23 protein-coding genes are annotated in these 19,485 nt (G+C 67.7%); 17 read left to right on the forward strand and 6 right to left on the reverse strand.

Annotation, left to right across the window (positions count from 1 at the left end):
* Window positions 1-58: 58 nt before the first annotated feature.
* Window positions 59-1,036, reverse strand: coding sequence for an NAD(P)H-dependent glycerol-3-phosphate dehydrogenase (locus tag ASF09_RS09960; protein ID WP_060526070.1), 978 nt, complete (start codon window positions 1,034-1,036; stop codon window positions 59-61).
* Window positions 1,033-2,061, reverse strand: coding sequence for a tRNA (adenosine(37)-N6)-threonylcarbamoyltransferase complex transferase subunit TsaD (gene tsaD / locus ASF09_RS09965; RefSeq protein ID WP_060526071.1), 1,029 nt, complete (start codon window positions 2,059-2,061; stop codon window positions 1,033-1,035). Before tsaD ends, ASF09_RS09960 begins: the two co-directional genes overlap by 4 nt.
* Window positions 2,062-2,121: 60 nt before the next feature.
* On the opposite strand from tsaD, the gene hemC reads away from it, so the two are divergent.
* The 5 genes from hemC to ASF09_RS09985 all read left to right on the forward strand — a co-directional run bounded on the left by hemC (window position 2,122) and on the right by ASF09_RS09985 (window position 6,594).
* Entirely contained in the window at window positions 2,122-3,027 is a 906-nt protein-coding gene (gene hemC / locus ASF09_RS09970) for a hydroxymethylbilane synthase (RefSeq protein WP_060526072.1), read from the forward strand.
* Window positions 3,024-4,709: a uroporphyrinogen-III synthase gene (locus ASF09_RS20955; RefSeq protein ID WP_235529779.1), complete on the forward strand. Its 1,686-nt coding sequence runs from the start codon at window positions 3,024-3,026 to the stop codon at window positions 4,707-4,709. The genes hemC and ASF09_RS20955 overlap by 4 nt, the downstream gene beginning before the upstream one ends.
* Window positions 4,710-4,820: 111 nt before the next feature.
* Window positions 4,821-4,976, forward strand: a complete 156-nt coding sequence (locus tag ASF09_RS20295) for a hypothetical protein (RefSeq protein WP_156359307.1) — start codon at window positions 4,821-4,823, stop codon at window positions 4,974-4,976.
* A gap of 93 nt (window positions 4,977-5,069) precedes the next feature.
* A complete protein-coding gene (locus tag ASF09_RS09980; RefSeq protein WP_060526073.1) occupies window positions 5,070-6,002 on the forward strand; it encodes an N-acetylmuramidase domain-containing protein in 933 nt (310 codons plus the stop codon).
* Window positions 6,003-6,012: 10 nt separating this feature from the next.
* Complete coding sequence (locus tag ASF09_RS09985) at window positions 6,013-6,594, forward strand: hypothetical protein (RefSeq protein WP_060526074.1); 582 nt, start codon at window positions 6,013-6,015, stop codon at window positions 6,592-6,594.
* A gap of 278 nt (window positions 6,595-6,872) precedes the next feature.
* Here ASF09_RS09985 and ASF09_RS09990 read toward each other — a convergent pair whose 3' ends face one another.
* Window positions 6,873-8,177 (reverse strand): MFS transporter, encoded by a 1,305-nt coding sequence (locus ASF09_RS09990; protein ID WP_060526075.1) that lies wholly within the window; start codon window positions 8,175-8,177, stop codon window positions 6,873-6,875.
* Entirely contained in the window at window positions 8,174-8,497 is a 324-nt protein-coding gene (locus ASF09_RS09995; protein ID WP_060526076.1) for an antibiotic biosynthesis monooxygenase, read from the reverse strand. The genes ASF09_RS09990 and ASF09_RS09995 overlap by 4 nt, the downstream gene beginning before the upstream one ends.
* A 215-nt stretch (window positions 8,498-8,712) precedes the next feature.
* Between ASF09_RS09995 and ASF09_RS10000 the strand changes: the two genes are divergently transcribed.
* Window positions 8,713-9,327, forward strand: a complete 615-nt coding sequence (locus ASF09_RS10000; protein WP_056053681.1) for a class I SAM-dependent methyltransferase — start codon at window positions 8,713-8,715, stop codon at window positions 9,325-9,327.
* A 282-nt stretch (window positions 9,328-9,609) separates the two neighbouring features.
* Here the strand turns inward: ASF09_RS10000 and ASF09_RS10005 are convergent, their stop codons facing one another.
* A complete protein-coding gene (locus ASF09_RS10005; protein WP_060526077.1) occupies window positions 9,610-10,770 on the reverse strand; it encodes a phospholipase D-like domain-containing protein in 1,161 nt (386 codons plus the stop codon).
* Window positions 10,771-10,888: 118 nt separating this feature from the next.
* Here ASF09_RS10005 and rpoZ point away from each other — a divergent pair, with 118 nt between their 5' ends.
* Entirely contained in the window at window positions 10,889-11,233 is a 345-nt protein-coding gene (rpoZ, locus tag ASF09_RS10010) for a DNA-directed RNA polymerase subunit omega (RefSeq protein ID WP_056053686.1), read from the forward strand.
* Between the two features lie 325 nt (window positions 11,234-11,558).
* Here the strand turns inward: rpoZ and ASF09_RS10015 are convergent, their stop codons facing one another.
* Complete coding sequence (locus tag ASF09_RS10015; protein ID WP_056053689.1) at window positions 11,559-12,497, reverse strand: ribose-phosphate pyrophosphokinase; 939 nt, start codon at window positions 12,495-12,497, stop codon at window positions 11,559-11,561.
* 96 nt (window positions 12,498-12,593) lie between these two features.
* Here ASF09_RS10015 and gltX point away from each other — a divergent pair, with 96 nt between their 5' ends.
* From gltX to ASF09_RS10060, 10 genes are all read left to right on the forward strand, one after another.
* Window positions 12,594-13,919: a glutamate--tRNA ligase gene (gene gltX, locus ASF09_RS10020; RefSeq protein ID WP_060526078.1), complete on the forward strand. Its 1,326-nt coding sequence runs from the start codon at window positions 12,594-12,596 to the stop codon at window positions 13,917-13,919.
* Window positions 13,920-14,438: 519 nt separating this feature from the next.
* A complete protein-coding gene (locus ASF09_RS20960; protein ID WP_235529780.1) occupies window positions 14,439-14,711 on the forward strand; it encodes a hypothetical protein in 273 nt (90 codons plus the stop codon).
* A gap of 123 nt (window positions 14,712-14,834) precedes the next feature.
* Window positions 14,835-15,104, forward strand: coding sequence for a TonB family protein (locus ASF09_RS20965; RefSeq protein ID WP_268795628.1), 270 nt, complete (start codon window positions 14,835-14,837; stop codon window positions 15,102-15,104).
* Between the two features lie 55 nt (window positions 15,105-15,159).
* A complete protein-coding gene (locus ASF09_RS10030) occupies window positions 15,160-15,507 on the forward strand; it encodes a hypothetical protein (RefSeq protein ID WP_060526079.1) in 348 nt (115 codons plus the stop codon).
* On the forward strand, window positions 15,504-16,487 hold the full coding sequence (ribD, locus tag ASF09_RS10035; RefSeq protein ID WP_156359327.1) for a bifunctional diaminohydroxyphosphoribosylaminopyrimidine deaminase/5-amino-6-(5-phosphoribosylamino)uracil reductase RibD: 984 nt from the start codon (window positions 15,504-15,506) through the stop codon (window positions 16,485-16,487). The genes ASF09_RS10030 and ribD overlap by 4 nt, the downstream gene beginning before the upstream one ends.
* Window positions 16,487-17,113: a riboflavin synthase gene (locus ASF09_RS10040; protein ID WP_060526081.1), complete on the forward strand. Its 627-nt coding sequence runs from the start codon at window positions 16,487-16,489 to the stop codon at window positions 17,111-17,113. The genes ribD and ASF09_RS10040 overlap by 1 nt, the downstream gene beginning before the upstream one ends.
* Window positions 17,097-18,263 (forward strand): 3,4-dihydroxy-2-butanone-4-phosphate synthase, encoded by a 1,167-nt coding sequence (gene ribB / locus ASF09_RS10045; protein WP_082444225.1) that lies wholly within the window; start codon window positions 17,097-17,099, stop codon window positions 18,261-18,263. The genes ASF09_RS10040 and ribB overlap by 17 nt, the downstream gene beginning before the upstream one ends.
* A complete protein-coding gene (gene ribH, locus ASF09_RS10050) occupies window positions 18,263-18,685 on the forward strand; it encodes a 6,7-dimethyl-8-ribityllumazine synthase (RefSeq protein WP_060526082.1) in 423 nt (140 codons plus the stop codon). Before ribB ends, ribH begins: the two co-directional genes overlap by 1 nt.
* Window positions 18,682-19,227 carry a GNAT family N-acetyltransferase gene (locus ASF09_RS10055; protein ID WP_060526083.1) on the forward strand — a complete coding sequence of 182 codons (546 nt, stop codon included), beginning with the start codon at window positions 18,682-18,684 and terminating at the stop codon, window positions 19,225-19,227. Before ribH ends, ASF09_RS10055 begins: the two co-directional genes overlap by 4 nt.
* Complete coding sequence (locus ASF09_RS10060) at window positions 19,220-19,420, forward strand: DUF4169 family protein (RefSeq protein WP_060526084.1); 201 nt, start codon at window positions 19,220-19,222, stop codon at window positions 19,418-19,420. The genes ASF09_RS10055 and ASF09_RS10060 overlap by 8 nt, the downstream gene beginning before the upstream one ends.
* Window positions 19,421-19,485 lie beyond the last annotated feature (65 nt).

Consider the following 19,485-nt stretch of genomic DNA (forward strand, 5'->3'; position numbering starts at 1 on the left):
GAGCCCCGGCCTTCGCCGGGGTGGTAGTGAAAGCGCGGTCGAGCGCGGTAACGGGAGTTTAGCCCGCCTCGCCCTTCAGTGGCCGCGCGAGGAGGTCGCCGATGACGTCGCTTACCGGGGCGCCTTCCAAGAGGCGGCAGACGGCTTCGGTGATCGGCATGTCGACCCCGGCGTCTCGCGCGGCGTCGCGGAGGACGGGGGCGGTGAAGGCGCCTTCCGCGACGGTGCGGCGATCGGCGAGCAGCGTTGCGGCGGAGTCGCCTCTCCCGAGACCGACGCCTAGCGAGAAATTGCGGGAGCTGGTCGAGGAGCAGGTGAGGACGAGGTCGCCCAGCCCCGACAGCCCCGCGAGCGTTTCCGCGCGGGCGCCGCGGGCGAGGCCGAAGCGGGTCATCTCGGCGAACCCACGTGCGATCAGTGCGGCGCGCGCGTTCTGGCCGAGCCCGGCCCCCTCGACGACGCCGCAGCCGATCGCGAGGACATTCTTTACCGCGCCGCCGATCTCCGCGCCGGCGACGTCGGTCGAGGCGTAGGTGCGGAAATGACGCGCCGCCAACCGCGCGGCGAGACGTTCGCCGAGGTCGGCATCCTCGCATGCCAGCGTGACGGCGGTGGGCAAGCCGGCGGCGACTTCATGCGCGAAGGTGGGGCCGGAGAGGACGGCGATCGGTGCGTTCGGGTGAACGGCGCGCGCGACTTCGCCGACGAGGCGCTTGCTGCCCGCCTCGATACCCTTGGCGCAGAGGACGAGCGGGATGCGGCCGATCGGGGCGGCGGCGAGGACGCTGCCCACGTGCTGTGCAGGCGCAACGACGAGGATCACGTCCATGTCGGCGAGCGCGGCGAGGTCTTCGGTCGCGCGGATCGTCGGGGAGAGCGCGACACCCGCGAGGAACAGCGTATTCTCGTGATGCGCGTTGATCGACTCGACCACCGCGCTTTCGCGTGCCCAGAGGACGACGTCGCGACCTTCATGCGCTGCGACCTGCGCGAGCGCGGTGCCCCAGGCACCCCCGCCGATGACGCCGATTTTCATGCCTTCACTCCTGCGCCACGCACCGCTTCGGCGTTGGGATCGAGCGGCCAGCGTGGGCGGGCGGCGACGTCGAGCGGGTCGGTGAGCCCGGCGGCGAAGCGCTCTGCGCCCGCCCAGCCGATCATCGCGGCGTTGTCGGTGCAGAGCCAGAGCGGCGGCGCGACGAAGCGCAGGCCGTGGGCGCTGGCGAGCGTCTGCAACGCGCCACGAACCGCGGTGTTCGCGGCGACCCCACCCGCGACGACGAGCGCGGTGGCGCCGTGCGCGGTGCGGAGTGCCTTGGTCGTGCGATCGATCAGGCAGTCGACGACCGCGGCCTGGAACGAGGCGGCAAGGTCCTCGGGCGAATATTGGCCAACGACGCGCGCGACCGCGCTCTTCAGGCCGGCGAACGAAAAATGCGGTTCGGGCGAGCCTTTGAGCGGGCGTGGCAGCGGGACCGCCTTCGGGTTGCCGAGCGCGGCGGCGCGTTCGACCGCGGGGCCGCCGGGGAAGCCGAGACCGAGCAGCTTGGCGGTCTTGTCGAACGCTTCGCCTGCCGCATCGTCGATCGTCGTCGCCAACCGCCGATACGCGCCGACGCCCTCGACCAGCAGCAGCTGGCAATGGCCGCCTGATACCAGCAGCAGCAGGTACGGAAATTCGAGATCCGGGTCGGACAGCCGCGGCGAAAGCGCGTGGCCTTCGAGATGGTTGACCGCGATCAGGGGCTTGCCGGCCGCGTGGGCGAGCGCCTTGCCGGTGACGAGCCCGACCATGACGCCGCCGATCAGCCCCGGCCCGGCGGTCGCGGCGATCGCATCGACGTCGACCAGCTTGAGCCCCGCGTCGGCGAGGGCTGCGACGATGAGCGGCTCGAGCGCCTCGACATGCGCGCGCGCGGCAATTTCGGGGACGACGCCGCCGAACGGGGCGTGCGCGGCTTCCTGGCCGAGCAGCCGGTGCGCGAGGACCTGACGGTCGCCGGTGACGAGCGCGGCGGCGGTTTCGTCGCAGGAGGATTCGATGCCGAGGATGATCATCAACTACCCCTATCGCGCCGCGCCAAGCTTGTCGAAGCCGCGCGGTTTCTGCATGGCGCGGTGATGAATCGTTTTCGGCTCGGTACGCGCGGTTCGCCGCTGGCGCTCACCCAGGCGGGCATGGTGCGCGAAGCACTGTGCGCGGCGCATGGCTGGTCGCCCGACATGGTCGAGATCGTCGTGATCCGCACCACCGGCGACCGTGTGCAGGATCGTGCGCTCGCCGAGATCGGCGGCAAGGCGCTGTGGACCAAGGAACTCGATCGCGCGCTCCATGACGGCGACATTGACGGCGCGGTGCATTCGATGAAGGACGTCGAGACGATCCGCCCCGCGACGTTGAGGATCGCGGCGATGCTGCCACGTGCCGATGTACGCGACCGGCTGATCGGCGCGGAAACGCTCGCCGATCTGCGGCAGGGCGCGGTGGTCGGGACGAGTTCGCCGCGGCGGCGCGCGCAGATGCTGCGACTGCGGCCCGATCTGGAGATCGTGCTGATCCGCGGCAATGTCGATACGCGGCTCGGCCGGGTCGCGAGCGGCGAGATGGATGCGACGTTGCTGGCGGCCGCGGGGCTCGACCGGCTCGGGCGCGACGACGGCCATGCGATCCCGACCGATGTGATGCTGCCGGCGCCCGCCCAGGGTGCGGTCGGCGTTGAGGTGCTTTCTGGGAGCGCGGCGGGCGAGATCGTCGCGGCGATCGACCACCGTGATACGAGCCTCTGCGTGCTGACCGAGCGTGCGCTGCTGGCGCGGCTGGGGGCGGATTGTCATTCGCCGGTCGCGGCGCTCGCGTCGCTGGCGGGCGAGACGCTGACGTTGCGCGCCGAGCTGATCGCCGAGGACGGCGCGTGCGATGTCGACGGATCGATCGAGGGGACGATCGACGACGATCTCGGGACGGCGCTCGCGGAGGATCTGCTCGCGCGCGCGCCGGCCAGCGTCCGGCGGTTGTTCGCCGCATGAAACCCGTCGTGGTGCTGCGGCCGGAACCCGGCAACACGCGCACCGCGACATCCTTGCGCGCGCTTGGGCTGGAGGTGCGGCAGGTTCCGTTGTTCGGGGTCGTGCCGGTGGACTGGACGCCGCCCGATCCTGCCGGGTTCGACGGGCTGTTGCTGACCAGCGCAAACGCGGTGCGGCATGGCGGCGCGGGGCTCGATGCGTTCAAGCGGTTGCCGGTCGTCGCGGTCGGTGCCGCGACCGCGGCGGCGGCGGCGAAGGCGGGGTTCGCAGTCGCGGTTACGGGTTCCGACGATGCGCGGGCGGTGGTGGCGGACGCGCGCGACCGCGGCTTTGCGCGGCTGCTCCACCTCGCCGGACGCGACCGGCGCGAGACCGGCGACGGCGTCGAGGCGATTACCGTCTATGCGAGCGACACCGTGCCGCTCGGCCCCGAGGTTGCGCGATCGTTCGAGGATGCGATCATCCTAGTCCATTCGGTGCGCGCCGCGGAACGGCTGGCCGAGCTGGTCGATGCGGCGGGTACGGCTCGCCAAGAAATCGCGCTCGTCGCCATCAGCCAGGCGGTCGGCGACGCGGCGGGGCACGGTTGGCAAGACGTGGAGATCGCCCCGCAACCGACCGATTCGGCGGTCGTCACGCTCGCTGCTGCGCACGCGAACACGCGCGCGATTGACCAGCGCGCGCGCGGCGGGGATAAGCACGCCATGAGCGACTACGTGCCGACCGATCGCCCACGGGCACGCGGACCCAAAATGGGTGTGATCCTTGCCCTTGTCGGCCTCGCGTTTGTCGCGGGGCTGAGCCTGATGGGCTATGCCGCCAAGCGGCTGCCGTGGTTCGGTGGGCACGTGACCACCGCCGGATCGACCACAGCCGCGCAGAAGGCGGCGGCGGGCAGTTCGGGGTATATTCCGTCGCAGCCGCTCGGCCCGAACGGCGAGCCGCAGGCCCCAGCCCCGATCGATACCGCCGTGCTCGCGACGCGCGAGGCGACGCTGGCGGCGCAGTTGACCGCGCTGGAGACGCGCACCGCGACGATCGCCACCGATGCCTCTGCCGCCGCCGGTCAGGCGACGCGCGCGGAGGGCCTGCTGGTCGCGTTCGCCGCGCGGCGTGCGCTCGATCGCGGCGTGACGCTCGGCTATCTCGAGGAACAGCTGCGGTTGCGGTTCGGTCAGGCGCAACCGCGCGCGACGACCACGCTGATCCAGGCGGCGCGCCAGCCGGTGACGCTCGAGGATCTGCGCCAGGGGCTCGATACGATCGCGCCGGACATTACGTCGACGACCGGTGATGGCTGGCTCGACACGATCCAGCATCAGGTCGATTCGCTGGTCGTGCTGCGCAAGGCCGGCACGCCGTCGACGATGCCCGCCGATCGGCTCGCCCGCGTCCGGCGCCTGCTCGAAGCGGGCCAAGTCGAGGCGGCCCGCGCGGAAGTCGCACGGCTGCCGGGCGCGAATCAGGCGAGCAACTGGATGGAAGCCGCAGGCCGCTACGTCCAGGCGCGGCATGCCCTCGACGTGATCGAGAACGCGGCGCTGATCGGCCAGGCCGGGCAACCGCAGCCTGCACCGGTGGTGATGCCCTCGGCGGTCACCGAGACATCGACGGTGACCGACGAGAGCGCGGGATCGCAGGCTGCCGTGCCGAAGCCGGCCGGGCAAGCGACGGGCCAGTAACTACGGGAAGGAAAGCGGCATGGCCGGTTTCGAGCCATTATCCTGCATCAGCAATGACTGACTACGATCAACGATTGTTTAGATTGCAGGGCCACTTGTAAGGCACGGTTCATGGTACCGTTCGACCAGCAATACAGCTTGATTGCGCAGCTTATCGACTATGCTCAGAGTTTCGCCGAGGCCTATGCCGCTAAGACCGGGGTGGCCAGGAGGCTCGTAACAAGCATTGCGAACCTGCGCGAGACCACGCTGACAATGCGACAATAGCTGTCCTATCCTCGGATTCCTCGCGCGTGCCGGGAACGTGGGCCGCGGGTTTGCGCTACGATCGGACGTACAGGTGGGATAGAGGAGGCGGCGGTGGCAACACCACTCATAACGGGTTCGGTCGGTCTCGCCGGGCTGAAGGTGAGGCGGGATGTGATTGTCGTGCAGCACCTGCTCAACCGCGCTGGCCGCGGGGCCACGCTGAAAGAGGACGGCGTTTCCGGCCATAGTACGGTGGCCGCGATCAAGCGTTACCAAGCGATGGTGCTGAGCTACCCCCGGCCCGATGGCCGCGTCGACCCGCAGGGGCGCATGCTACGCAGCCTCGCCTGCGGTTCGGTCTCGCGGGCGGCGGCGGCCGTCCCCGAACAATCCTGGCTGGACGCGCTGGGTCATTGGGCCAACAATGTCTGGCACAGCCTGGAGGCCAGCCTAGAGAGTTGGCGCCGCGACGGCCGTGAGCAGGCGAGGCGCGCGACCCGCGTCCGGATTAAGGGCGCACGATCCACGGCAGGCCAGCCTGCCGGCGGTGGCACCACACTTACCGACGCGGACTGCGCCAACGCGGCGCGGCGGATCAGTTCAAAAATCGATCCCCTGCTGGTCAGGGCGTTTGCCGAGAAAGAAGCAGGGGGGCGTTCTGGTTTTGGAACGGACGGACGCATAATCATAGCATTCGAAGGGCATAAATTCAGGAAATATACCCATCGCATCTACGACCGGAGTCATCCCACGCTCAGCTACCCCTTTACCCGCGCCGGATGGCGGGCAAAGTGGGTGGTCAACAACTGCAACCAGCCCACCTCCTGGCGAGCGCTAGAGACGGCAATGACGCTGGACCACGACGCAGCTTTGAAATCGACCTCCTTTGGTGCGTTCCAAGTGCTTGGCGAGAACCACAAGGACTGCGGCTACCCGAAAGTGGACGATTTCGTGAACCTGATGAAGGGCGGCATGGCGTCAAGTATAATGGCGGCGCTCAGCAAGGCTATGACAGCGGTCTGCGCCGGATCTATAACAGATTGAAAGCGGGAAAATGAAAGCTCTCTTTGCCCTCACTGCTGCCATGCTAGCGGCCCTGCCGGCTAGCGCGAGCGCGGCTGGCCCGATCGGTGGCCAGTTCGAGATGTTCGACGTCGCAGTCCAAGGCAACCGGGTCATCGGTCGCTATTTGGAGGAGCAGGGAACGGGGCCGGGGCGTCGGTGCTCGTTCACCTTTGCAGGCACGCTCCGCCCCGATGGCCATGCAGCGGTGACGGCTCATGGCATCGGCAGCCCCCCCCTGTCGGGCACGCTCAGCCTCCGGAACGACGAACTCACTCTGAGCTTGCCCCAGGTGAACCGGGTCGGCGGGTGTTCGGTGCCGCAAGGCGAGCCGATGTCCGGGACGCGCACTTTGACATCGCCGTGGATCGGCCTCGCGCAGGTGACGGTGCCGCGCGCGCGTTTCCGCGCTGCTCCGACCGCAAAGCCTAGCCCGCGCTATGTCGTGCAGGGCGACCTCGTGGGCATACTACGTCACACAGGCGGCGCCATGCTGGTCGAGTATGCCTCCGGGGAAGGGCGGCCAATCCGCGGCTGGATCGGCACCGGGGAGGCCCGGTCAGTGGCGCCGTAAGCACTCGCTGGCCAGTTGTTCCAATAGCGCCGCACCCCACGCAATGCCCGTGTCTCACCGCTCAGTGCATCTTTTGTCAGAATAGGTGCAATGCGCAAAATTAGAATGTGTGGCCTGGGAGATACTGAACGAATGCCGGCGCTTGGGCTGTTTCTTGGCGTGCCCGAAAGGCAACAACGGACATAAGCGGCTGGAAGGTATCGGGTGCTTCGGGACAAGTGAGCGCCGCACGTGGGGTCTTGGCCTATCCGATCCTAGCACCGGCCCTAAAATCGACGCTATCCGACATCGCGCAGCGCGACGTACGCGTAGCCGATCATCACCACGCACGCTGCGCCAGCGACGAGATAGGGTAGCGAGTGTTGCGCCTCGTACAGGCCGACGCCGATCGAGGGGCCCAGCACGAAGCTCGCGCCGTTGATCGACGTCACCTTGCCGGCGACCGAGCCTTGGGCGTTCGCGCCTACCGCCAATGACGAGCCGGCAGTGAAGCCCGGGCGCGTGAAGCCGAAGCCGAGGCTCGCCAGCGCGTAGGCGGTCGCGATCGTGTAGAGCGAGGTTGCGATCCCGGTCAGCGCGGTGCCGGCCGCAGCCAGTACCAGTCCGGTGAGCACGAGCTGGCGCGGTGTCATGTTCAAGCGCGGGATAATGCCCCATTGCGCAAGCAGCGCCGCGCCTGCGCCCATCATCAGGACGATGCCGGTCGGCTCGAGCGCGAGCGCGGGGGCGAGGTGGAGGCGGTCGATCACGAGGAAGCCGATCGCCTGGCCCGTCATCGCCTGCGCGTGGCCCATAACCAGCCCGGCGATCATCCACGCGCGGATGCGGGGGTCGGTATAGCCGACATGCTCGACATGCGATCCGGTGGCAGCGGCGACCGAGGCGCCGGTTGGCGCACCGCCGATCGAGGGATAGGCCGAACTCGCGCCGTGCGTCTCGTGCGGCGCGACGATCTTGTCGTCGGGCAGCATCCGCCGCACCGTGATCCACACCGCCACGCCGAACACCGCGAACAGGAACGCGGGGCCGGCGAGGCCGATCTCGACTCCGCCGATCGAGCCGAGGATCAGATACGGCGCGATCGCGGGTCCCAGGATGGTGCCGAGCCCGAACGCCGAGGCGAGCAAGGTCAGCGCCTTGGTCCGTTCCTCGCGCGTCGTCTCGCCGGCGACGAGCGCCTGCACCGCGGGCGGAGCGGCGGCGCCGAACGTACCGTAGATCAGCCGCCCGCCGATGAAGCACAGGAACGCGGTCGTGCCACCGATCCACGCGTTGATCCCCGCGAGCAGGAACACGCCGCACAGCGTCAGCGATACGCTGAACCCGCCGACGCCGAGCAGGATCATCGCGCGCCGGCCGTGCCGATCCGACCGGTTCGCCCAGAACGGCGCGGCGATCACCCACAGCAACGCCGATACCGAGAACGCCGCTGCCACCGCGCTATCCGCGACTCCAAGAGACCGCCCGAGCGCGGGCAGCACCGATTGCAACGCGGTGTTGCCCGCCGCGATCGTCAGCATCACGAGGAACATCAGCGCGAAGCGGCGGTCGATCTTCGGGCCGTCCGTCGAGGCTTCGATCATGACCGCGTCCAGGCATAGGCGCGTTCGACCCGCGTCACGGTCACCGAATAGTGGTCGTACCAGAGTGACCGCCCGCGCTCGCGAATCGCGGTGTGCTCGGGATGGTCGCGCCAGGCGATCGCCGCGGCGTCGTCGGCCCAATAGCTGACCGTGATGCCCCTGCCGTCCGCTTCGCGTGCGCTGTCGACACCGCGATAGCCGGGCTGTGCTGCGGCCAGCGCGTCCATCGTCGCCGCCGCCTCGCCATAGCCGGCGACGTCTGCGCCGTTACGGATCGACGTGAAAATAACCGCAATCTGGCCTGTACGATCGTCGTTCATGATCCGTGCTTAAGCGCTGCGGTACGCTTGGCAAGGCTAGGGGCAAGGTAGGGGTTGGGGTCGCCGGAGGGCGGGCGGAACCGCCTGGCGCGGCACGACTTCGCCTTCGGTTCGTCGCCCGATGCAACCCGCGGCCTTGAAACGCGTTCGGAATTCGTGCGACGGGAGGGCCAAAGCCTCGCCAGCGTGCGGGACCCCTGACCGTAAGGAATGCGATGCCCAGTTCGACCACCGCCACCCGGCGTGCGCGCAGCCGCCCTGCGGGCGTGCCGTCCCCGTGGCAGATGTTCTTTTCGGGGTTCCTGAAGCACCCCGTCATGGTCGGCTCGATCGTGCCGTCGTCGGACAAGCTGATTCGGAAAATGCTGGGGCCGGTCGACTGGGCGAACTGCAAGCTGTTCGTCGAATACGGCCCGGGCGTCGGTACGTTCTGCCGGCCGATCCTCGACCGGATGGCGCCCGATGCGACGCTGATCGTGATCGATACCAATCCGGAATTCATCCAGTATCTGCGGCACACGATCACCGATCCCCGGTTTGTCGCGGTGCTGGGCTCGGCGGACGCGGTCGAGACGATCGTGGCCGACCACGGCTTCGAGAAGGCGGATTACGTGCTGTCCGGTCTGCCGTTCTCGACGCTGCCGGCTGGCATCGGCCCGGCGATCGCTGCGGCGACGCATTCGGTCCTGCGCATCGGTGGCGCGTTCCTGGTCTATCAGTTCTCGCCCAAGGTGAAGGACTTCCTGACGCCGCATTTCGAGTCGATCGACCACGACATGGAGTGGTGGAACGTGCCGCCCGCGCAGCTGTACTGGGCGTGGAAGGCCTGACGCAGACGCGGCCACGCCCGCGCCGATGCGCAAGTGAAGCGTAGGCGCAGCGTCAGGCCCGGACGGCGGGTCGGCTAGAACTAGCCGAACCCGTCCGACGGCGGCTTTGCCGGCGGCGCTGAAATGGTCCTAGTCCCGTAAACGGAAAGCTCGTCCAACCCCCCTCCGTCATCCTGACGAAAGTCAGGACCCAGAGCCAAACAGGACGGCGTTCTCGACCCTGGATCCTGACTTTCGTCAGGATGACGGAGGGGGGCCGATGTCTTTGGCCGCCGATTCCCCCTACTCGTCGATCCCGAAGTTCAGCCCGCGCGACAGGCTCGGGTCCACTACAGCAACGAGAAAATACGCGCCGAGCTGTTTCAGGCGCTGCACCCAGCCGGTGTTCGCCTTGTACAGCGCCGCGGTCACCTCGACCGACTTCGCGACCTCGCCGTCGACATAGCGCCGGACATGGCCGGCGAACGCCGCGTCCTCGATCCGCAGCATCAGCTCCATGTTGATGAAAAGGCTGCGCATGTCGAAGTTCGCCGAGCCGATATGGACGACGTCGTCGATCACGTAGAGCTTGGTATGCAGCTTGGTCGGCTGATATTCGAACAGCCGCACGCCCTTGCGCAACAGCCCGGCATAGGTGAACCGCGCCGCGGCGATCGTCGCGTTGTTGTCCGATTTGCTCGCGGTGACGACGCGGACCCCGGCATTGCGACGCCCGGCATGATCGAGCCGTCGCAACAACGCGGGGCTCGGCGTGAAATAGCCCGCGATGACGTCGATCCGCCGGCCGCGCCGCATGTCGTCGCGCACCGCGCGCGCCCACGGCGACAGTTTGCGCGTCGGGCCACCGATCAGCCAGCGTGTCGGCCCTTGCACCTCGCTCCACTTCGCCAGCGCCGCGGTCAGGTGTCGCAACTTGCCCTTGGGCTCGTGGATCCACGCCTGCAACGCATCGAAATAGCCCGCGAGCCGGCCCGCCGCGGGTCCCTCGACCAGCAAGCCGAGATCGCGCCACGCCTGCTCGGCCGCGGTACCGAAATAATCGTCCTCGATGTTGAAGCCGCCGATGATGATCCTCGACTCGTCCGCGAGCGCGAGCTTCTGGTGATTCCGCAACAAGTAACGCCGGCCGAACCGCGCGGAGAACCGGCACACCGACACGTTGGCTGCCTCGAGCGGTTCGAAGAACGCGTGCGGCGCATCGTCACTGCCGAACCCGTCGACGATCAGGGATACCTCGACGCCCCGATGGGCGGCCGCGATCAGCGCGGCGTTGACGCGCTTGCCGGAGTCATCGTCGGCGTAGATGTAATAGAGTATGCGCAGCGTCCGCTTAGCGCCGTCGATCAGCGCGAGCACCGCATCGAGCCGCCGGGGGCCGGTGTCGAGCAGCGTCAGCCGGTTGCTATCGACGGTGAAGCTGGGTTGTTCGGCGGGTTCGTCCATGCGCCGCGTGATGGACACGAGGCCGGCCGGTGGCAACCCGCGGTGGATTTCTTGACTATGCGGGCCATACCCCCTAGGCGACACGTTCTCATTCTATCGTTGTTACGAAGGAAGCCGCATGGCGCGCGTTACCGTCGAGGATTGTGTCGACAAGATCCCCAACCGGTTCGACCTGGTGTTGTTCGCGGCCCAGCGTGCGCGCCAGATTTCGGGCGGCGCCGAACTGACGCTCGAGCGCGACCGCGACAAGAACCCGGTCGTCGCACTGCGCGAGATCGCCGACGAGAACGTCAAGCCGGCGCATCTCAAGGAACAGGTCATCCAGGGCCTGCAGAAGGTTCGCGTCGACGACGACGATGAGGTCGATGCCGTCGGCAGCCTGTCGGCATCGGCCGAGGCGCTTCGCCTGACTGCCGCCGCGCCGCCGCGGAACCAGAATTTGGGTGCCGATTACGAGGGCTGATCGGCTCTTCGGATTGGTATCGTGAAAAGACCCGCGGCACGCCGAGTGCCGCGGGTCTTTTCGTATCTGGCGCTGTGAGACGGCGTGACGGCGACCACGAACCCCTTCCGTCATCCTGACGAAAGTCAGGACCCAGAGCCACAGGCGTCATCGTTCGTAACCCTGGGTCCTGGCTTTCGTCAGGATGACGGAGGCAGAGGTGGTGCCAGTTGCCGCGCCGTCGGCAAAGCCGTCGTCGGACGGTTCGGCTTAGCCGACCGCCGGCCGTGCCGGGCGCTGCCCGCTATTGCGGGCATCGGCGCGGGCGTGGCCGCGCCTGCGCCCGTCAGTCAAACAGGCTCGACACTGACGTCTCGTCTGCAATCCGCTTGATCGCTTCGCCGAGCAACGGCGCGATCTGGAGGTGGCGGATCTTGCCGTGCGCGCCCTTGATCACGTCGTGGTTGCCGATCGAGTCGGTGATCACGAGTTCACGCAGTTCCGAACCCTCGACGCGGGCGACCGCGCCGCCCGACAGCACGCCGTGCGTGACATAGGCGACCACGTCCTCCGCGCCCGCTTCCTTGAGCGCCGCCGCCGCGTTGCAGAGGGTACCGGCCGAATCGACGATATCGTCGACCAGGATACAGAAGCGTCCCTCGACCTCGCCGATGATGTTCATCACCTCGGACTCGCCGGCGCGCTCGCGGCGCTTGTCGACGATCGCGAGCGGCGCGTTGTCGAGCCGCTTGGCGAGCACGCGCGCACGGACGACGCCGCCGACGTCCGGCGACACGACCATCAAATTCTTGCCCTTGAACCGCGCGAGGATATCCGCCGACATCACCGGCGCCGCGTAAAGATTGTCGGTCGGGATATCGAAGAAGCCCTGGATCTGGCCTGCATGCAGGTCGACCGACAGCACGCGGTTGGCGCCAGCGACGGTGATCAGGTTGGCGACGAGCTTGGCCGAGATCGGCGTGCGCGGGCCGGGCTTTCGGTCCTGTCGCGCATAGCCCATGTACGGGATCACCGCGGTGATGCGCCGCGCCGACGCCCGCTTGAGCGCGTCGATCATGATCAGCAGTTCCATGAGATTGTCGTTGGCGGGGTAGCCGGTCGACTGGATCACGAACACGTCCTCGCCGCGGACGTTCTCGTTGATCTCGACGAAGACCTCCTCGTCCGCGAAGCGCCGCACGCTGACATCGGTCAGCGGGGTTTCGAGATAGGCGGCGATCTCCTGCGCGAGTGGCAGGTTCGAATTGCCGGTCATCAGTTTCATGAAAGTCTTCCCCGCTCGATCACGCGCACCCCTTAGGCGTACGAATCGTGTGGTGGAAGGGTTTGCCCGACGACGCACTCCCACTAGAGCGGCGAGATGACCGTGATCACCCGTTTCGCCCCCTCGCCCACCGGCCGGCTGCATGTCGGCAATATCCGCACCGCGCTCCACAACTGGATGTTCGCGCGGGCCAACGGCGGCAAGTTCGTGCTGCGGATCGACGATACCGATCCCGAACGCAGCGAAGAGCGGTTCGTCGACGCGATCCGCGCCGATCTCGACTGGCTCGGCATAACGCCCGACGCGGAGGAGCGGCAGTCGGCGCGGTTCGCTTTGTACGAGGCGCGGTTCGCGGCGCTGGTCGCGAGCGGGCACGTGTATCCTGCGTACGAGACGACGCAGGAACTCGATCTGAAGCGGAAGATCCAGGCCGGGCGCGGGTTGCCGCCGATCTATGATCGCGGGGCGCTGGCGTTGGACGACGACGCGCGGGCGAAGCTCGAAGCGGACGGCGTGCGCCCGCATTGGCGGTTCAAGCTCGATCACGACTCGGCGATCGCGTGGGACGACCTGATCCGCGGCGCGGCGCATTTCGAGGCGAAGACGATGAGCGATCCGGTCATCCGGCGCGCGGACGGGTCCTGGCTGTATATGCTGCCGTCGGCGATCGACGATGCCGAGATGGGCGTGACGCACGTGGTGCGCGGCGAGGATCACGTGTCGAACACCGCGCTCCAGTTGCAGATGTTCGCCGCGCTCGGCGTGGCCCCGCCGCGGTTTGCGCACGAGGCGTTGCTGACCGGCGCGGAGGGCAAGCTGTCGAAGCGGCTCGGCTCGCTCGGCGTCGATCATTTCCGCGAGGTCGGGATCGAGCCGCAGGCGGTGCGTGCGCTGCTCGCGCGAATCGGGACGAGCGACCCGGTCGAACCCATCGCCGATGCCGCGCCGTTGATAGCGGGGTTCGACTTTGCGCGCTTCGGGCGGGCGCCGGCGCGGTTCGACGAGGCGGAGCTGGCGGCGTTGAATGCGCGGATTTTGCATGCGCTGCCGTTCGAGGCAGTGGCCGAGCGGTTGCCGGAGGGCATGGACGTCGCGGCGTGGGAGGCGGTGCGGCCGAACCTGGTGACGCTGGCGGATGCGGCGGACTGGTGGGGTGTGATCGAGGGGCCGGTTGCGGTCGAGGGCGACGTCGATGCGGCGTATCTCGATCAGGCGCTGGTGGCGGCTGGGGAAATCGACTGGTCGGGCGATCCTTGGCACGCGCTGACGGCTCGGTTGAAGGCGGAGACGGGGCGTAAGGGGAAGGCTTTGTTCCTGCCGTTGCGCCGTGCGTTGACCGGGCGCGATCATGGGCCGGATATGGCGGCGTTGCTGCCGCTGATCGGGCGGGAGCGGGCGCTGGAACGACTCGCGACGCGCTGAACTGGCGTCCCCGCAGGTTGCCCCAAAAAAGCATGTTCTCCCGCGAAGGCGGGAGTCCAGTCTGGGCTCCCGCCTTCGCGGGAGAACACGGAAGGGCGGGCTGCGGCGGTATTGGTTGCGACGGACTATAATTTGCCGGCGGTCACTTTGCCCGCGCTCGCAAAAAGCACCACCTTTCCCAACACCGCCACCCCGGCGAAGGCCGGGGCCCAGTTGGAAAGGCCGCAGTAACGTAGCGCCGGCTTCAGTTAGCAATGTCCCCCAACTGGGCCCCGGCCTCCGCCGGGGTGGCGGCGCTGGGGGGCATGCTGCCTAACCGGTCGGGTTGGTGCGCCGAACCATTCCGACGATCAGTCAAATCGCGACCGCAGCCGGCACCGAGCGAATGCCGATGCAATAGCGCCACCACATTCCCCACCCCTCCTCCAAACCCCTTGCCACCAAAATGTAATGATGTACCATCCCAACCGGCGGTACCTATCTCGCCGCCATCCTCGAGGAGATGCGAAGGAGACGGTAATGTACGCGGATAGACTGAACCGGACGGGCGAATTCAATCCCGGGAGCCTCGGCGTCGCGCTGGCGATCAACTGCGCGGTGATCGGAGCCTTGTTCTTCGCAGCGCCTAACGTGCTGCCGTTCGTGCCCGACAAGACACTCGTCACCTATGTGCCGTACACCCCGCCGCCGCCGCCCGAGCCGACCCCGCCCGCAGATCCGCTGATCCGCCAGCAACCGCGGCCGGCCCCGCGTCCCGACGCACCGATCCCGCAGGTACCGACGCAGACGTAGACCGGCTTCACGGTCGCCCCCGATCCGCTCCCCTACACGCCGCCGATCGGAGTCGAAGGCACGGGCACCGGCACCGTCGCGGTCGATCCGCCGAAACTGCCGCCGCTGTTCGTCCAGCCCGGCATCGACCCGCGCTATGCCGCTGATTTCCAGCCGCGCTATCCATCCGAGGAACGCCGCGCCGAACGCGAGGGCCGGGTCGTGGTGCGCGTGCTGGTCGGCATCGACGGTCGCGTAAAGCAGGTCGAGCGGGTCAGCGCGACCACCGACGCGTTCTACCGGGCAACGCTCGACCGCGCACTGGCGAAATGGCGGTTCAAGCCGGCGACACGCGACGGCGTTCCGGTCGAGGCGTGGCGATCGATGGCGCTGACGTTCGTGCTCCAGAACTGAAGCTTGCGAGGCGCGGGGCTGGCCTAGCCGGCTCCGCCCCCCTATCTTGGCGCTCATGGGCTTTTTCAGTCGTTTCGCGCCGATCGTCGCCTATCGCGACCTGCGGCTCTTCCTCAGCCAGCGCCGGCCGTACGAGCTCATCTTTCTCGTGGCGGCGCTCTGCGTCACCAGCTTCCTGATCTACGCGTTCATGAAGGATTCGTACGTCGAGAAGGAATACCGTCCGAAGATCATCTACGTCGAGCAATGGCCCGCGGATCGCACCGATGCGCAGATCATCGCGCAGCAGAAGATCGACGCGCCGATCAAGGCCAAGGCGCTCGCCGAGCAAAAGGCGCGCGAAGATGCACAGCGCGCGTCGTTCAAGCGGCTGGACGACAAGCTGAAGGCCATGGGAATCTGACCCAGGCGGACGCGCGCTTGATGGGCGCCGCGCTGGCACTAGCCGAGCGCGGCAGAGGACGGACCGCGCCCAACCCCAATGTCGGTTGCGTGATCGTGCGCGAAGGCCGCGTGGTCGGGCGCGGCTGGACGCAGGTTGGCGGACGTCCGCATGCCGAGGCGATGGCGCTGGCCGAGGCTGGTGCGGAAGCGCGAGGGGCTACGGCTTACGTCACACTCGAACCGTGCGCGCACCAGTCTCCGCGGGGACCAGCGTGCAGCGACTTGATGATCGAGGCGGACGTTGCGCGTGTCGTCGTCGCCGTCGGAGACCCCGACGCACGAACGGCAGGCCAGGGTTTTACCCGGCTGGAGGCCGCTGGCATTGCGGTGACGCGGGGTGTTCGTGCGAACGAGGCCCGCCGTTCGATGGCCGGCTTTCTCACCCGGCAGGCTCTCGGCCGTCCGCACGTCACCCTGAAGCTCGCGACATCGCTCGACGGCTGCATCGCGATGGCGGACGGGTCGAGTCGCTGGATCACTGGTCCGCAGGCGCGGATGCACGCGCATCTCGAGCGGAGTCGGCACGAGGCGATTCTCGTTGGCCGCGGTACGTATGACGCTGACGCTCCGCGACTCGACGTGCGGCTACCGGGGCTGGAAGCTCGCGGACCGATGCGCGTGCTTTTATCCTCGACTGTTCGAGACGTGCCCGGCTGGACCGTCATCGCCGCACCGCACGACATCGCTATGCTCCCACGCGTCGACCACATCCTCGTCGAAGGCGGCGCGGCCGTAGCGTCGGCGTTCCTCGCCGCCGATCTGGTCGACCGTCTCCTACTCTACCACGCGCCGATCCTGATTGGCGGCGGCAAACACGCACTCCGCGACATCGGCCTTACCAACCTGAGCGCAGCGCATGCTCGCTGGACGCTAGTGGATGCGCGGCAACTTGGCATGGACCGGCTCGAGGTCTACGAGCGCGAACGAAACGAGGCATAATGTTCACCGGAATCATCACCGACATCGGCACGGTCGCGCGCGTGGAGTCGCCCGGCGACACGCGCATCGTCGTCCGTACCGCCTACGATACCGAGACCGTCGATCTCGGCGCGTCGATCTCGTGCTCGGGCGTCTGCCTGACCGTCGTCGACAAGGGCCCGAATTGGTTCGCGGTCGACGTCTCGGGCGAGACGATCAGCCGCACCGCCAAGGACCAGTGGACCGAAGGGCGCCAGTTCAACCTCGAACGCGCGATGAAGCTCGGCGACGAACTCGGCGGGCATATCGTCACGGGCCATGTCGATGGCCTCGGCACCGTCGTGGCTGTGAGCGAGGACGGCGGATCGCACCGCGTCACGATCCGCGCCGGCGCCGATATCGCGCCGTTCATCGCCCCCAAGGGTTCGGTGACGGTCGACGGCGTGTCGCTTACCGTCAACAGCGTCCGCGACATCGATGGTGTCGATGGTCAAAGGGAGGTGGAGTTCGGCCTCAACATCATCCCGCATACCTGGAGCGTCACCACGCTTGGAACGATCCACGTGGAACAATCGGTCAACATCGAGATCGACGTCCTCGCCCGCTACCTCCAAAGAATGGAGCATTACCGTGCCGCTGCCCGCTGACCGCACCGCTGAACTGTCGCGCCTGAAGCACGGCTATCTGTCGAGCCCCGAAGAGATCATCGACGAGGCGCGCAACGGCCGGATGTTTATCCTGGTCGACGACGAGGATCGCGAGAACGAGGGAGACCTCGTCATCCCCGCGCAGATGGCGACGCCGGAAAAGATCAACTTCATGGCAAAGTTCGGCCGCGGCCTGATCTGCCTCGCGCTGACCAGGGATCGCACCGAGGAACTCGGTCTCGAACTGATGAGCCGCAACAACGGCACCCGGCACGAGACCGCGTTCACCGTGTCGATCGAGGCGCTGGAAGGCGTCACCACCGGCATCTCGGCCGCGGATCGCGCGCGGACCATCGCGGTCGCGGTCGATGCGACCAAGGGCAAGCCGGACATCGTCACCCCCGGCCATGTCTTCCCGCTGGTCGCACGCGACGGCGGCGTGCTGATCCGCGCCGGCCATACCGAGGCGGCGGTCGACGTCGCACGGCTGGCCGGGCTCAACCCCTCGGGCGTGATCTGCGAGATCATGAACGAGGACGGCACGATGGCGCGGATGGACGATCTTGTCACCTTCGCGCAGTTCCACAACGTCAAGATCGGCACGATCCGCGACCTGATCGCGTATCGCCGACGCCACGACCATCTCGTCGAGAAGCGCGCCGAGGCGAAGTTCACCTCCGAATGGGGCGGCGACTGGAGCGCGCTGACGTTCTGGAACAAGGCGACCGGCACCGAGCAGGTCGCGCTGGTCAAGGGCAAGATCGACCCCGCCAAGCCGACGCTGGTCCGCATGCACGCACTGTCGCCGTTCGCGGACATCTTCGGCGAATCGGGCGAACGCGGCCGTATACTCGCGCGCTCGATGCAGATGATCGCGGACGAGGGCGCGGGCGTGATCGTCGTCATCAACCGGCCCCGCAGCAACACCTTCACCTCCGCAGTGATGAAGAAGGCGGGCGCGGAGATTACCCCGGACATGGAGGAACTGCGCGACTACGGCGTCGGCGCGATGATCCTGACCGAGCTCGGCGTCCACGACATGGTGCTGATCACCAACACGCATCACACGCTGGTCGGCCTCGACGGCTACGGCCTGTCGATCGTCGGCGAGCGCCCGATCGCGTCCCTGAACACGGAAAAGAGCAACTGATGGCGCATCTCCTCATCGTCGAAGCCCGGTTCTACGATCACCTCAACGACCTGCTGGTCGAGGGCGCGAAGGCCGCGATCGAAGCCGCCGGCCACACCCACGAGACCATCACCGTGCCCGGCGCGCTCGAAGTCCCCGGCGCGATTGCGCTGGCGGCCGAGAGTGAGACGTTCGACGCCTATGTCGCATTGGGCGTGGTGATCCGCGGCGAGACTTATCATTTCGAGATCGTCGCGGGCGAGAGCGCACGCGGGATCATGCAGTTGACGATGGACGGCCTGCCGATCGGCAACGGCATCCTGACCACCGAGAACGAGGCGCAGGCGCTCACGAGAGCAAAGCCGACCGAAGGCGACAAGGGCGGCGGCGCGGCCAAGGCCGCGCTGGCGATGCTCGCGCTCAAGGACCGCTTCATCGCATGACCGCGCCGGTGCTCCTGACGGAGCGCCTGTTGCTCCGGCCCTTGGGACCGGAGGATGCCGAAGCCTGGTATGCGTTCCACGCCGATCCCGTCACGATGCGTCATCTTGGCGGCGCGCAGTCGCGCAGCGTCGCCTGGCGTGGTCTGTGCGCGATGGCGGGCGCGTGGAGCATTCGCGGCTTCTCGATGTTCGCGGTGACGCTGCGCGATACCGGCGAATGGATCGGCCGCGTCGGTCCGTGGCAGCCCGAAGACTGGCCGGGTACGGAGATCGGCTGGGGACTCGCATCGCAGTTCGCCGGTCGCGGGTTCGCGCGCGAGGCTGCGGCGGCGACGATCGACTATGCGGTGGATGTGCTCGGCTGGACTGACATCATCCACACCATCGCACCCGACAACGTGGAGTCGATCGCGCTCGCGCAGCGGCTCGGGTCGACCAATCGCGGCCGAACGAAACTCCCCCCGCCGCTCGAAGCGCTGCCGGTGGACGATTGGGGCCAGAGCGCCGCCGACTGGCGGGCGCGGAGAACAGGGCGTGGGTGACGTAGTCAATCTGCGCCTCGTTCGAAAGCAGCGGGCTCGCGAGGCGGCCTCGTCGAAGGCGGATCAGAACCGCATCCTGTTCGGGCGGACGGCGGCGGAGAAGGCGGCGGACGCTGCTGCGAAGGCCCGGACCGAGAAGACGCTCGACGGTGCACGGCGCGATGATCTCACGCCCGGCACACCTATCACATAATCTCACCCTTCCCACGATGAAGACGACGGCCCTGCCCTCACCCAACGCCGGAACGTCGCGCGCCC

The organism is Sphingomonas sp. Leaf242 (assembly GCF_001422045.1).
Taxonomy (GTDB): Bacteria; Pseudomonadota; Alphaproteobacteria; order Sphingomonadales; family Sphingomonadaceae; genus Sphingomonas.

Coding starts and splice junctions, on each gene's coding strand:
- ASF09_RS09960 (WP_060526070.1), bottom strand. CDS start 1,036: ATGAAAATCGGCGTCATCGGCGGGGGTGCCTGGGGCACCGCGCTCGCG.
- hemC (WP_060526072.1), top strand. CDS start 2,122: ATGAATCGTTTTCGGCTCGGTACGCGCGGTTCGCCGCTGGCGCTCACC.
- ASF09_RS20955 (WP_235529779.1), top strand. CDS start 3,024: ATGAAACCCGTCGTGGTGCTGCGGCCGGAACCCGGCAACACGCGCACC.
- ASF09_RS20295 (WP_156359307.1), top strand. CDS start 4,821: ATGGTACCGTTCGACCAGCAATACAGCTTGATTGCGCAGCTTATCGAC.
- ASF09_RS09985 (WP_060526074.1), top strand. CDS start 6,013: ATGAAAGCTCTCTTTGCCCTCACTGCTGCCATGCTAGCGGCCCTGCCG.
- ASF09_RS09990 (WP_060526075.1), bottom strand. CDS start 8,177: ATGATCGAAGCCTCGACGGACGGCCCGAAGATCGACCGCCGCTTCGCG.
- ASF09_RS09995 (WP_060526076.1), bottom strand. CDS start 8,497: ATGAACGACGATCGTACAGGCCAGATTGCGGTTATTTTCACGTCGATC.
- ASF09_RS10000 (WP_056053681.1), top strand. CDS start 8,713: ATGCCCAGTTCGACCACCGCCACCCGGCGTGCGCGCAGCCGCCCTGCG.
- ASF09_RS10005 (WP_060526077.1), bottom strand. CDS start 10,770: ATGGACGAACCCGCCGAACAACCCAGCTTCACCGTCGATAGCAACCGG.
- rpoZ (WP_056053686.1), top strand. CDS start 10,889: ATGGCGCGCGTTACCGTCGAGGATTGTGTCGACAAGATCCCCAACCGG.
- ASF09_RS10015 (WP_056053689.1), bottom strand. CDS start 12,497: ATGAAACTGATGACCGGCAATTCGAACCTGCCACTCGCGCAGGAGATC.
- gltX (WP_060526078.1), top strand. CDS start 12,594: ATGACCGTGATCACCCGTTTCGCCCCCTCGCCCACCGGCCGGCTGCAT.
- ASF09_RS20960 (WP_235529780.1), top strand. CDS start 14,439: ATGTACGCGGATAGACTGAACCGGACGGGCGAATTCAATCCCGGGAGC.
- ASF09_RS10030 (WP_060526079.1), top strand. CDS start 15,160: ATGGGCTTTTTCAGTCGTTTCGCGCCGATCGTCGCCTATCGCGACCTG.
- ASF09_RS10040 (WP_060526081.1), top strand. CDS start 16,487: ATGTTCACCGGAATCATCACCGACATCGGCACGGTCGCGCGCGTGGAG.
- ribH (WP_060526082.1), top strand. CDS start 18,263: ATGGCGCATCTCCTCATCGTCGAAGCCCGGTTCTACGATCACCTCAAC.
- ASF09_RS10055 (WP_060526083.1), top strand. CDS start 18,682: ATGACCGCGCCGGTGCTCCTGACGGAGCGCCTGTTGCTCCGGCCCTTG.